Source organism: Oscillospiraceae bacterium (assembly GCA_009780275.1).
Taxonomy (GTDB): Bacteria; Bacillota; Clostridia; order Oscillospirales; family UBA929; genus WRAI01.
Map to the genome: position 1 here is coordinate 106296 of WRAI01000001.1, position 13563 is coordinate 119858.

11 protein-coding genes are annotated in these 13563 nt (G+C 50.0%); all 11 read left to right on the forward strand.

The features are described from left to right. The first annotated feature begins 44 nt into the window (after window positions 1-44). Window positions 45-1199: a putative lipid II flippase FtsW gene (locus FWE06_00480; GenBank protein ID MCL2545656.1), complete on the forward strand. Its 1155-nt coding sequence runs from the start codon at window positions 45-47 to the stop codon at window positions 1197-1199. 155 nt (window positions 1200-1354) lie between these two features. Next, a complete protein-coding gene (locus tag FWE06_00485; GenBank protein ID MCL2545657.1) occupies window positions 1355-2479 on the forward strand; it encodes a UDP-N-acetylglucosamine--N-acetylmuramyl-(pentapeptide) pyrophosphoryl-undecaprenol N-acetylglucosamine transferase in 1125 nt (374 codons plus the stop codon). A 201-nt stretch (window positions 2480-2680) separates the two neighbouring features. Continuing rightward, window positions 2681-3937, forward strand: a complete 1257-nt coding sequence (murA, locus tag FWE06_00490) for a UDP-N-acetylglucosamine 1-carboxyvinyltransferase (protein MCL2545658.1) — start codon at window positions 2681-2683, stop codon at window positions 3935-3937. Between the two features lie 16 nt (window positions 3938-3953). Continuing rightward, on the forward strand, window positions 3954-4739 hold the full coding sequence (locus FWE06_00495) for an FtsQ-type POTRA domain-containing protein (protein ID MCL2545659.1): 786 nt from the start codon (window positions 3954-3956) through the stop codon (window positions 4737-4739). Window positions 4740-5066: 327 nt separating this feature from the next. Then, on the forward strand, window positions 5067-6368 hold the full coding sequence (gene ftsZ / locus FWE06_00500; GenBank protein ID MCL2545660.1) for a cell division protein FtsZ: 1302 nt from the start codon (window positions 5067-5069) through the stop codon (window positions 6366-6368). Continuing rightward, window positions 6331-6810, forward strand: coding sequence for a ribose 5-phosphate isomerase B (gene rpiB, locus FWE06_00505; protein ID MCL2545661.1), 480 nt, complete (start codon window positions 6331-6333; stop codon window positions 6808-6810). The genes ftsZ and rpiB overlap by 38 nt, the downstream gene beginning before the upstream one ends. A gap of 55 nt (window positions 6811-6865) precedes the next feature. Continuing rightward, window positions 6866-8770: an ABC-F family ATP-binding cassette domain-containing protein gene (locus FWE06_00510; GenBank protein MCL2545662.1), complete on the forward strand. Its 1905-nt coding sequence runs from the start codon at window positions 6866-6868 to the stop codon at window positions 8768-8770. Further along, window positions 8742-9530 (forward strand): YdcF family protein, encoded by a 789-nt coding sequence (locus tag FWE06_00515; GenBank protein ID MCL2545663.1) that lies wholly within the window; start codon window positions 8742-8744, stop codon window positions 9528-9530. Before FWE06_00510 ends, FWE06_00515 begins: the two co-directional genes overlap by 29 nt. Window positions 9531-9622: 92 nt before the next feature. Then, window positions 9623-11149: a VCBS repeat-containing protein gene (locus FWE06_00520; GenBank protein MCL2545664.1), complete on the forward strand. Its 1527-nt coding sequence runs from the start codon at window positions 9623-9625 to the stop codon at window positions 11147-11149. 89 nt (window positions 11150-11238) lie between these two features. Beyond that, the gene (locus FWE06_00525) at window positions 11239-11922 is read left to right on the forward strand and encodes a response regulator transcription factor (protein ID MCL2545665.1); all 684 of its coding nucleotides are present in this window, start codon (window positions 11239-11241) and stop codon (window positions 11920-11922) included. Window positions 11923-11975: 53 nt separating this feature from the next. Beyond that, on the forward strand, window positions 11976-13382 hold the full coding sequence (locus FWE06_00530) for a HAMP domain-containing histidine kinase (GenBank protein ID MCL2545666.1): 1407 nt from the start codon (window positions 11976-11978) through the stop codon (window positions 13380-13382). Window positions 13383-13563 lie beyond the last annotated feature (181 nt).

Genomic DNA, 13563 nt, shown 5'->3' on the forward strand with positions numbered 1-13563 from the left:
CATTGTAAAAAAGGGGTTGCCCTATGATAACGAAAGGAGTCATCATGCAAGACGTCAGACCGCGACAGCAAGCTACACAACCAGAAGCCCGCGGCGAAGACGTTGCCTACGGGCACATTGATTTGCCTTTTTTGCTGCTGATGCTTGCCATTTCGGCTATTGGCATTATTATGATGTTTTCGGCGAGCTATGCCTCGGCGGTGCGAAGCGGATTACCGCCGAGTTATTTCTTTTTGCGACAAGGTCAGTTTTATCTCGCTGGGCTAGTTATTATGGGCATTTTAAGTCGTGTGAATTATCAAATTTATAAGATGGCGGCACCATTTATTCTTGTTGGTGTGACGGTGTTGCTGGCATTGGTGCTGATTGCCGGCGAGTCGCGCGGCGGTGCGCGACGGTGGTTTAATCTTGGCTTCCAATTCCAACCGTCGGAGCTGGCAAAGCTGGGTATTGTCATTATTTTTGCGACAATGATTGTCATGTTTGGGCGGCGGATGGAAAAATTTAAGTATGGCGTATTGCCGTTTGGCTTTATTTTGTTATTGTTCTGTGGATTGGTGCTGTTACAACCGCATTTGTCGGGTGCGATCATCATTGGCTCGGCGGGTATGGCGATGATGTTTGTCGGTGGGGTTAAGAAACGATTTTTTGCTATTTTGATTGCTGGTGGCACGACGGCAGCCTTTTTGGCGTGGCAGTATATGCCGCATGTTCGGTCGCGCATTAGGGTTTGGCAAGATCCATTTATTGCCCCGCGCGGGGCGGGGTTTCAGCCTATCCAATCGTTGTATGCCATCGGGCCGGGCGGACTGTTTGGGTTAGGTTTAGGACAAAGTCGTCAAAAATTTGGTAGCTTGCCTGAGCGGCATAATGACTACATCTTTTCGATTGTCGCCGAAGAGCTTGGCTTTGTCGGGGCATCGTTGATTATTATCTTGTTCATTTTACTTATTTGGCGTGGTTTTTGGCTGGCATTGCAAATGCGGGACAGGTTTGGAAAACTGCTTGTCTGCGGCATTATGACGTTGTTGTCGTTGCAGACGTTCTTGAACATCGGTGTTGTCACCAATTTGCTGCCTGCAACGGGTGTAAGTATGCCATTTTTCAGTTATGGCGGCACGGCACTGGTGGTACAGTTGGCACAAATGGGTATTGTGCTGAATGTATCGAAATACATTCCGGCAAAGAGGGAAGGGTAGAGTTGTCAAGTAGCGTGCAAGGCGTGACAGACAGAGCTGCCAAACAGCCGCCCGACAAAAATGGAGCCCGTAAGATTTTCGCCGATAGATGGAAATGGGAGGGCGGAATTTTGTCGAGTAGGTGGCGTTGCGAGGCGTGACAGGGAGGATTAATTTTGAGAATAATTTTCGCTTGCGGTGGCACGGGCGGGCATATCAATCCCGCCATTGCGCTGGCCAAAATGATTCGCGAACGGCGGCCGTGCAGCGGTGTGCTATTTGTCGGCGGCGATAAGGGCATGGAAAACAAGCTTGTACCACGTGAAGGTTTTGAAATTCGGAGCATTTCTAGCCGTAGCTTCAGTCGCAAAATGACGCCGGCGGGATTTTGGAAAAATGTCAAGACTACCATTGGTATGGCAGATGTATTGCGGCAAGCGGGTAGAATTATTGACGAGTATCGCCCCGATATTGTTGTCGGCACAGGCGGATACGCGGCATTTCCCATGGTGCGACAAGCTGCTAAGCGTGGTATTAAGACTGCTATCCATGAGTCCAATGCCGTGCCGGGATTGGCAACGCGGGCATTGGCAGGGCGTGTTGACAAGGTTATGGTCGGGTTTAACGACTGCGTCAAACATTATCGTCGCAAAGATCACCTTGTGGTGACAGGCACGCCGGTACGTGAGGAGTTTATCTACACGCAAAAAGCGGCGGCAAAGCGCGCGTTGGAGCTAGATGATCGCCCTGTCGTCGTCGTATATTTTGGCTCACTCGGTGCGCGTGAGATGAATAAAATGATGGTTGATTATATCGATAGCTTGCGAAAAACAGAGGCATTTCAGCTTATTTATGCGACCGGTACATTTGGCATGCGCTGGATGCCCGAGCGTATCGCGGCACACGGCATTGACTTGGCGCAGTCGCCGTTTATCCGTATGGAGGAATACATTTATGATATGCCAAACGCTGTCGCGGCAGCCGACTTACTTATTACACGAAGCGGCGCGTCTACCTTGACTGAAATGGCCGTGACAGCAACACCGGCCATTCTCATCCCGTCGCCAAATGTCACGGGCAATCAGCAAGAAAAAAATGCCCGTATGGTAGAGCCACATGGCGGCGCAGTTGTGATTTTGGAAAAAGATTGCAACGGACAGAGGTTGTATGAAACTTCGATTGATCTGTTGCGATCGCCGAAAAAATTGGAAAAGATGAACGCCGCTATGCGCGGTTTGGCGATTTTGGATGCCAATGAGCGCATTTATCGGACGATTATGGATTTGGTTGATGCCGAATAGTCGCTCGTTAAAATTTTGCTGCCATGACAGAATCGCGGTTCTGTCGTCACTGCGCCAATTTTAACGACAAGACAGCATCACAAGGTTCGAAAGACCAATGTTGCAGATATGTTCTAGCCATCATTCCTACATTAGCAAGCCGTGACGCATATCGAAAATTCCGCATAGAATGGTCTAGTTTTCTATGCGGAGGGCAAAAAAATGAGTTATTTTCAAATCAACGGCGGTCGGCGATTGCGCGGAGAACTTAATGTTCAGGGAGCCAAAAACAGCGTATTGCCTATCCTGGCGGCAACGGTACTGCTCGAAGGGCAGAGTGTGATTAAGAATTGCCCGCGGCTGCGCGATGTTGACATCACTTTGCAGATTTTACGGCACTTGGGCTGCAAAGTTACACGAAACGGCAATGAAATCACCGTTGATGCGTCAACGGTGACCTGTGCCGATGTGCCGCATGAACTGATGGATAGCATGCGCTCGTCAATTGTTTTTATGGGTGCGTTGCTGGCGCGATGTGGTGAAGCGACGGCGGGCATGCCGGGGGGGTGCGACATTGGGTTGCGTCCCATTGATTTACATCTCAATGCTTTGGGTAAGTTGGGGGCTGAGATTTATACCGAAGGCGGGCGCATTGTCACTAAAGCTGAACGGCTCAAAGGCTGTGATATTGCGCTGACTTTTCCGAGCGTCGGGGCGACCGAAAATGCCATGCTGGCGGCAAGCAGAGCAGAGGGATTGACGCGTATTCAGAATGCCGCCTGCGAACCTGAAATTGTCGATTTAGCGCGTTTTCTCATGTCTTGCGGTGTGCGTGTTGGTGGTGCCGGTACGCCGACAATCAGCATTCGCGGTGGATTGACGGCGCGCGAAGTAACGCATACAGTGATCGCTGATCGCATTGTGGCGGCGACATATATGGCGGCTGTGGCAGCTGCAGGCGGTGAGGTGTGGCTCAACAAAGTTGATACGCGTCAATGCGGCGCGGTCATCGCCGCATTGACGCAGGCGGGTTGCCGCATTGAGATCCATGCCAGCCGGCTGTATGTTGAGCAAACGGGCAGGCTGCAAGCCGTGCCATTGCTGAAAACCATGCCGTATCCAGGCTTTCCGACCGACGCGCAAGCGCCGCTAATGGCAGCGTTGACAAAAGCACAAGGCACATCGGTGGTTGTTGAGACTATTTTTGAAAATCGTTACCGACATGTCGGTGAGTTGGCGCGGATGGGGGCGGACATCAAGATTGAAGGACGCGCGGCTGTGGTGATGGGCGTAGAGGCCTTGCAAGGGGCGCGTGTCGAAAGTCCTGACCTGCGCAGTGGCGCGGCATTGGTGGTGGCGGGACTGGGCGCGAACGGTACGACGCAAGTCAACAATATCAAATACATTGACCGCGGGTATGACAGATTAGAAGACGCATTGGTGGCGATTGGCGCGGATATTGTGAGGGTGCAGGGATAAAGGAGAGTTTATAAATATGCCGAACGAAAGAAATGCTGTCCGCAGCAGGCGACAGCGGAGACAAAGCTTATTATTACGTTTGTTTATCGTGCTTATTATCGCCGGTGTGTTGTTGCTGGCGTCAATGCTGTTTTTTCGCGTCGAGTATGTCGTTATTGAGGGCGCGACGCACCACAGTATCGAAGAAATCCAAGCTGTAGCGGATGTAGGTACGGGACGAATGCTTTTTGCGACGCCGCGCAGGCGCGTACGGCAACGACTGCTCAATGCTTTTCCCTACTTGCGCGATGTCAATGTTCGGCTGCGGTTGCCCGGCACAATTGTGTTGCAATTGGATGAGCGGCAAGCCATGGCGTATATTGACCAGGATGGGCAGCGGTGGATGATTGACTATTATGGGCGATTGTTGGAGGTCACTGCGCCGAATACTGAAGTGGTCGGCTTTGCCCTGCGTGGCATAGGGCTGTACGAACCACAAGTCAACACGTACTTCAGTTCGCCTGATCATGTGCAACAGCAAACGTATGAATTATTGTTGCCGGCGTTTCGCAAGCATGGCTTTTTAGATTCGCTTGATGAGCTCGACTTGACGGCGTTGGCCGACATTACTTTTTCATTGCACGGACGGTTTACTGTGCGATTGGGCGTGATTAGTGATTTGGACTACAAACTGCGCCTGTTGACAGAAATGTTGCAACAGCTTGAACAAGAGCGCCCAAACGCTCGCGGTACAATTACTTTGGTTGATGCGGCAGAGCAACGGCGGGCGTTGTTTAGCGAAGATATTGACTGGGTGGAATAGGGGCTGCCGCGGACAAAAATTAAACAATTTTCCGAATCATTCAAATGCGAACTCACAAAGGTGCAGTGCTGTACGTGGTCGACGAGTTGGGCCGTCCTATGCATAACAATTGCAAGCAACGAAATCGAAAGGTATAGGATTGAAATCTTGTCGAACAGTTGGCATATACAAGGCGTGATAATAAGCTGCTAAATCGCCGTGTAAAGAAATTTCAAACAATTGCAAGAAAAAGCTTGACCAAACGCATTTTTTTAGGTAGAATAGAGAAGCGAAACTTTCTAGGGTTTACATAACAAAAGATAAGCATAAAGAATAGAGGTGCATTTCATGCGTATCGAACTTGAAGATGTCGGCGGCCAACGGGTTGTCAATATTAAGGTAATCGGCATTGGTGGCGGCGGCAATAACGTTATTAACCGCATGATTAAAAACAATGCGGCAGATGTGGATTACATTGCTGTCAACACCGACAAGCAACAGCTTCGCACATTGGACGCAACGACAAAAATCCAAATTGGTGAAAAATTGACGCGCGGACAAGGCGCGGGCGCGGACCCGGAAGTAGGGCGCAAGTCGGCCGAGGAGACACGTGCCGAATTGGCTACGGCGTTGGAAAACACAGACATGCTGTTCTTGACGGCGGGCCTTGGCGGCGGCACGGGTACTGGTGCTGCGCCTGTGATTGCCGACATTGCGCACGAGATGGGGATTTTAACGGTTGCTATCGTAACCAAGCCGTTTAAGTTTGAGGGTGCGTTGCGTATGGAGCAGGCTGAGCGCGGTATTGAGGAATTGTATACGCGTGTCGATTCGTTGGTGGTGATTCCAAATGAGAATTTGAAATTGGTGTCAGAACAGCGCATTACGCTGGCAAACGCCTTTGCCATTGCCGACAACGTATTGCAACAAGCTGTGCAGAGTATTGCCGATTTGATTAAAATGCCGGGACTGATTAACCTTGACTTTGCCGATGTGACGGCGGTCATGAAAAACGCCGGATATGCGCACATGGGTGTCGGTTTCGGTGAGGGTAAAACCAAGGCTGAAGACTCGGCGCGTATGGCCATTCAAAGCCCGTTGCTCGAAAGCTCAATTAACGGCGCAATGGGCGTATTGGTCAACGTGACCAGTTCGGTTGATTTGTGTATGGAAGATGTTGATGTTGCGCTCAGTATGGTGAGTGATGCGGCGCATCCGCGGGCCAATATTATCTTGGGCGCCATCTATGATGAGGGTATGGAAGATGCCATGCGCTTGACTGTGATTGCCACCGGCTTTGAAAAATCGCCTAAGAGCACGGCAAGTGCGCCGGTTGAGACAGAAAAGTCGGCAGGCACGTTTAGTGCAACAACTAAGCGTGAGCCTGTGGCGCAGCCTATGCCAAACTTTGGAACACCAACGCCAACAGCGTCGGTCGCTGAGCCGGAAACGCCGCGTGCAGACGATTTTAAGCCGCCGTTCTTGGCCGGTATGCAAAGCAAGTCGACAAGTTCGACCTTCACAGCTGCACCTGAAACACCTGTGAAGGTAGCGTCATCAAGCGGTGAAAATAACGCGGAAGATGCCGATAAGTTTATTAAGGATATTATGAATGTCTTTGGCAATCGCGGCAAGCAGGACAACGATTGATATGGCGAAGGCGCTCGTTATCGGCTGTGATCACACGGCGCGACCGTTGAAAGCAGTTATTGCACAGCTTTGCCGTGATAAGGGGTGGCAAGTTGAGGATATTGGCACGCATAGCGATGAATCATGCGATTATCCGCTGATTGCCGCCGAGGCGGCTCAGCTTGTTGCTGACGGGAAAGTTGAGCGCGGCATTTTGATTTGCGGCACTGGTGTAGGCATGAATATTGCGGCGAATAAAATTAAAGGCATTCGTTGCGCTTGTTGTTCTGAGCCGTATACGGCAATGCTGATGCGACAGCATAACGATGCAAATATGTTGGCCATCGGTGCACGTGTTGTCGGCGATGAGTTGGCGAAGATGATTGTAACGGCGTGGCTGGACGCGGAGTTTGAGGGCGGCCGGCACATGCGCCGTGTCGGACAAATTGATGCGTTGATGTAGGGTGCGATGACCTTGAGTGCCGATGTTTAACGAGTCGCGGAATATTGATTGAATCATGATAGAAATCACAGCCATTAATGTAACAAAAGAATTTGGGGCACGCACGGTATTTCGTGACGTGTCCTTTACCGTTGACGGCGGGCATAAAGTTGGGCTGGTCGGCAAAAACGGCTGTGGCAAGACGACGCTATTGCATGTTTTAACTGGTGCGCTGCAGTCTGATGGCGGCAGCATATCTATCGCACCGGGCCGGCGAGTCGGATTATTGTCTCAGATTCCCAATTATCCGCCGCATATGACAGGTGAAGAAGTAATTAAGACAGCGTTCGAGCGGCTCAATTCCATCAAAGCCGAGCTATCCGTACTTGAGGTTGCTATGCAGAGTTGCCAAGACAAAGCTCTATTGGCGAAATACGGAAAGCTATTCGAGCAGTTTGAGCATGGCGGCGGCTTTACTGCCGATGTCGACTTTGCCAAGGTTAAGAATGGGTTGGGCATTTCGCAAGATGTGTTATCGCAAGAGTTTGAAAAGCTGTCAGGCGGTGAACGCACGCGCATCAACTTGGCACGATTGTTGCTGCAACAGACTGAAATTTTGTTGCTTGATGAACCAACGAACCACTTGGATCTTGAGGCTGTTGAGTGGCTAGAGGAATTTTTGGCGACGTATAAAGGAACGGTGTTGGTCGTCAGCCATGACCGCGTGTTTCTCGACAAGGTGATCACACGAGTTTTAGAACTCGAAAACGGTGTCATGACGGCATATACCGGAAATTATAGTCAGTATGTCGCTGAAAAAGATCAGCGGCGGCAACATCAGTTAAATACATATACGCAAGAGCAACGCAAAATTAGGCAGTTGCTCGATACAGCGCGGGTCATGCACGAGCGCGGTACCGAAAAGCAGCATAAAACGGCGTTTGCTATTGAAAAGCGCGCGGCGCGTATGGCGACTGTTGACAAGCCGCCGTCTGAGAAGAAGCTTAAAGCCGCTGTGAGCAGTCGTGAATTCAAGGGTGATGAATTATTGACGCTGCATGGTATCGGCAAGTCTTACGGCGAAAAAGTGCTTTTCGATGATATAAAACTACAAGTCAAAGGGCAAGAGCGCATTGCCATTATGGGCGGTAATGGCACGGGAAAGACAACGTTGCTAAATATCTTACAGGAACAAGAGCCGCACGAGGGACAGATTCGCTACAATCCATCGGTTCGGCTCGGTTATTTGCCGCAAATTGTGCAATTTTCTGTGCCGACGCGCAGTTTAGTGGATACGCTGTTGTATGAGTTAGACTGCTCGGTGCAAACAGCGCGGGATAGGCTCGGCGCATTTGGGTTTTTAAACGATGATGTTTTTAAGCCGGTGAACGCATTGTCCGGCGGAGAAAAGAGCCGCTTGAAATTATGCTTGTTGCTGTTTCGCGATGTCAACCTGCTGTTGATGGACGAACCGACTAACCACTTGGACATTGCAGCACGGCAATGGATGGAAGACGTGTTGACACAATATGACCAAGCATTATTATTTGTCAGCCATGACCGTGCTTTTATCGGAAAATTTGCGCAGCGCATTTGGTTATTGGAAGGGCAGAAAATCCACGATTACGCAATGGAGTATGAGCAATATAAAATTGTGCGCACGCAGGAAAGTAAATCCCGGCCGCTTACGAGTGACATCTTCTTTCAAAAGGGGGCTGAAACTGTAAGGGATTCGCATCGAAGGTCCAATAAAAATGTGCAAACATCTGCCAATAAAGACAAAGCTCGTAAGGATAAAACTAAGCAACGGCTGCTCGAACAACAACTCAATGCTATTGATGAAAAACTCGCCGATATTGCGCGTGAAATAGAAGAGAATGCCAGCAACGCGAGCGAATTGCAATGGTTGGTGCAAGAACAAGGTATTTTAGAACAAGAGAAAGAGGAACTCTATGCACAGTGGTTTGCTATTGAAGAATAGGGGGGATTATCGCCCGTGGGGGCTGATTGCTGCGCCCATTTTCGCATTATTTGGGTTGTTGTTTGTGGGCGGCGGATCGTTTGGATTTCTGTATTTTTTATTGACGTGGGTGCTTGCGCCGTATTTTATGCTGTATGGATTGTCAGCGTGGCTATGTCGTCATGACGGGTTGATAGGTAAAGCGGCCTTTGCCATGCGCCGTGTGTTGCAAGGCGGTGTGGTGTGCGGGCTGATGTTGTGCATTGTGGCGCAGGGTTTTATTCTTGCAAATATGAGCGGTACACGCAATCAAGAAGCCGATATATTGCTCGTGTTGGGTGCAGGTCTGCGTGACGGACAGTACCCGTCGGGAATTCTTGCCGTGCGGTTGGATTTTGCTATTGATTACATGAACCGTCATCCCAATGTGTCGGCAGTTGTGACCGGCGGGTTGGGTGCAAATGCGCTGGTGACAGAGGCTGAGGCGATGTATGCCTACATGGTGGCACGGGGCATTGACAGCTCGCGTGTCATGATTGAAGATCGCTCGACAACAACGGGCGAGAATATACGCTTTTCGGCGGAGTTTCTTGATGGCGCGGGACGCATCGGCATTGTGTCAAACGACTTTCACCTCTATCGGGCGCGATTTTTAGCACAGCGGGCGGGCTATGACGACATTGCGTTGATTTCTGTGCCGACGTGGAACAGAAATCAACGCATAATAATGCATATACGTGAAACAGGCTCAGTAATTTTCGCATGGCTTGGAAGAAACTAGAATTTGGAATAAGGGGTTGACTGAGGGCAGCCGTATCTACTTGTCGTATTGTAAAATTCGTGCTATAATAAGCATGTTGAGGTGATATGCCCATGAAGAGAATTGGTATTTTCAGTATACTGCTTACGCTGCTTTTCGCCGCTTGTGCGTATGGCGTGTCGGGTGATGATTTGTTGGCTTTGCCGCGTCAACCATTGGAATTGCAAGCGTTGAGCGTTGAAATCGACCGTTTGATTGATGAGCGCGGTGGTACACTGATTGCGCCTATTTCCGGAGCAAATCGTCAACCTATTCAAAAGCGCGACTTGACCGGTGACGGCATTGATAATGCTATTGTGTTCTATCAAGAGCCGGGTGGCTTGTATATCGCTGTATTTGCGCAAGCTGACGGAGAATTTGCGCCATTATTGACTATTGATTTGCCTGGTGAGACAATGGTGTCTGTGGCATATGCGGACTTGACCGGTGAGGGCACACTGGACATCATTGTAGGTACGCAAATTGGTGAGGAGCGCCCGCTGAAAACGCTGTCGGTATTTCGCCTGGATGATGCAGTGGCGCGCAACATCTTGCACACTGATTACGATGCTGTTATCGTGCATGACATTGATAATTCGGGGCGCGAGCGTTTGCTAACTGTTCACTATGATAATGATGTACAGGCGGGCCATGTTTTTCTGCATGAATGGATTGAGCATGAATTGGTGGTATCTTCGCTGGTCGAATTATCGAATGAAATTTCCGGTTTACAGCATATACGATTTTCTGAGTTGATTGACGGACATCCTGCCATGTTTGTCACCAGTGTCGCTGTCGCGACAATGCCGATGGATGCATTGACATCGACAGTGGCCGAGTCCGAGTTTGGTCGACGGAATGCAGTTGAAACAGCATTGCCGGAGCTGGTGATTATCGACGTGCCGATGGTTGTCACCGATGTGCTGATTTACCGCGACGGTGTGCTGGAAAACATATCTATCGACACGGCAACGGCAAGGAGTGACGCAACGCGCCGTGAGGCGTTTCTGAGTATTGTAGATATCAACGGTGACGGCAAGCTGGACATTCCCATGCTATTGCCACTTATAAACAATGATGATGGCGATGATGATATCAATATGCATATCCTGCTGTGGAAAAATTTTAACGCTGATGGTGAATTGATTCCCGTGTCGCAAACGTTTCATAATTTTGCCGAGGGTTGGTATTTTATATTGCCTGAGCTGTGGCAGGACAACACAGTGCGGGTTGTGCGGCGCGACGCGACGGTGCGCGAGCGGCAAGTGGTATTGGGTATATTGGGGTCGTGTATTTATCTTGATAACTTGTACAGTGGGGTGTTGTATGAAGAACATCCATATGACGAGCCGCTACGCGACGATGAATACAGTAGCGATACTGTGTATGACGCTATAGCGATTTCGCGTTTGACCGGCATGGCAAATGGAGTGCCAGCAGACGGACGTTTTGAAGTGTTGCGGCGCAATGATGATGTCATTGTCGTCAAAATATTTGAATTGTGTGATAACATGGTGGCGTATCAACTTGATGAACAACAAGTGCGAGAAGCCTTGCATTGGATAGAAACAGACATGCTGTCAGATGCGTTGCACCATTGATAAAGGGTTGCCGAACAGCCGGTGCAGGAGAGGCTAAGCAGAATGCTTAGATGGCTGACCGTGAGGCGTAACAGGAAAGGAGGGCTATTATGCCAAAAAAAATACTCATTCTTGAAGATGAGGCAAGCATTCGTAGCTTTGTGGTCATTAATCTCAAGCGCGGTGGTTATGAAGTTGTTGAGGCAGCGACTGGCGCGGCGGCATTGGCCGCCGTTGCAGAGCACCCCGACATACAGCTGGCCCTTCTCGACTTGATGCTGCCCGATATGGATGGCTTTGAAGTCTGTCGAGCCATTCATGCTGCGCGCCCGCACATGGGTATTATCATGTTGACGGCACGAAGCGGTGAAGTCGATAAAGTAACCGGGCTGATGACAGGTGCTGATGATTACATGACAAAACCTTTTTCGCCGACTGAGTTGTTGGCGCGTATTGATGCGGTGTACCGCCGCTTGGGGCAGGAGACGCAAAGCTCGACTGAGATAGTCAGCGGACCATTTCTGCTCAACATTGCCACGCGCATGTTGTATAAACGTGGGCGCGAAATCAAGTTGACGCAGGTAGAGTATGCTATGATGAAGCTCTTTTTGGACAATCCGAATGCGGCATTGAGCCGCGAGATGTTGCTCGAAAAGGTGTGGGAAAAAGAGCATAGCGATTTGAAAATTGTTGATGTCAATGTGCGGCGGCTGCGGATTAAAGTTGAAGACGACAGTAATAACCCAAGACATATTACAACAGTATGGGGCTACGGATACAAATGGGAGATGTAAAAAAACAATACCGTAATAACCATCGTCAACGGGGCGGTTTAAGGCGGCGATGGGTGCGCAATAGTTTAGTCGTAGTGGTGGGCGTAGTGCTTGTGGTGGTATTGGCGTTTTTTGTTATCGTTGCTGACTACTATTACGGCAATGTTGAAACAAATTTGCGCACGCGAGCATCTGTCGCGGCACGGTCGTTGACAGGGGTCAACATACTTGGTGATGAGGCGTTTAGTGCTGCTATCATTCAGTATGTCGAATATTTTGCCGACCGCGGCTCGATTGAAGCGCAATTTATCGGGCAAAACGGACGAATCGTGCGCACATCGACTGGCTTGACAGCTGATTTTTCGCCGGCAACGCCAGACGTGGCGCAAGCCATGGGCGGTGGCGGGATGTCATCATCGCGTGGCATGGATGACGTGACAGGCGAGCGCGTGGTGAGCGTAACCACGCCCCTACACGACGGTAACGGTCGGTTGGTCGGGGCACTGCGGCTGGTGACGTCATTGCGCCGTGCCGATGCGCGTATCGCGCAAAGTATGATGGAAGCATTGGTTGTGGGTCTTTTGGCGGTGATGTTGATTATCGTTGTCAACTTTGTTTTTATCAACTCGGTGACTAAGTCGCTGCGCGAAATTAACGACACGGCGTGCCAAATCGCGGCAGGCGGGTATGGTATTCGTATTGAGAAGAAATATAACGATGAAATTGGACAGTTGGCTGAAACGCTCAACCACATGTCAGCAGAAATTCGCACTGCTGAAACAATTAAGTCCGATTTTGTCAGCAACGTCAGTCATGAGTTGCGTACGCCGTTGACTGCCATTTCCGGTTGGGGTGAAACGTTGTTGGCAGGCGATGTGACTGACGAGGAAGATGTGCGGCAAGGTATTCGCATTATGCTCAAAGAAACGGGGCGGTTGTCGCGCATGGTTGAGCAGTTGCTCGACTTTACTAAGCAAGAGTCTGACCGCTTTGTCATGACGATGGAGCCTTTCGACTTAGGTACTGAATTAGGCGAGCTGCTCAGCTTTTATCGCGATGTATACAACGCTGAAGGCATTGCGGTACATTACGATGCATTGTCCAAGGAAAACACAAGCATCGTAGGCGACAAAGAGCGCATTAAGCAAGTGATGATTAATCTGCTGGACAATTCCGCCAAACATGGACTTGCCGACTTGGACGTTACCGATGAGAATAAACGCATTGATGTGAGTTTACAAAGTGTTGATGACAAGCTTGTTATTGCAGTTCGCGATCATGGGAAAGGTGTCGCGCCGGAAGATATTTCGCACGTTAAGTTGAAATATTACCGCGGAACCTCGGGCGCACGCGGCAGTGGCATCGGGCTGACCATTGCCGATGAAATCGTGCGCGCGCACAACGGAAGTCTGGACATTGAAAGCGCACCAGATGGCGGCACGATGGTGACGGTGACGCTGCCGCAGCTGACAACGACCTAGAATGCAACAGAAAAACGGACGGAGATTCGGCGGACTGCCATAAGACAGTATCAATAAAACAAAAACATGGCAGTCGCCATAGGGTAAACAAGCACCGTGCCACATATGTAGCACGGTGCTTGTTAGTGCCAAAACGGCACTTTTGAAAGCAACTTCGGGACAAATTGCAGCGCCCCCTGTC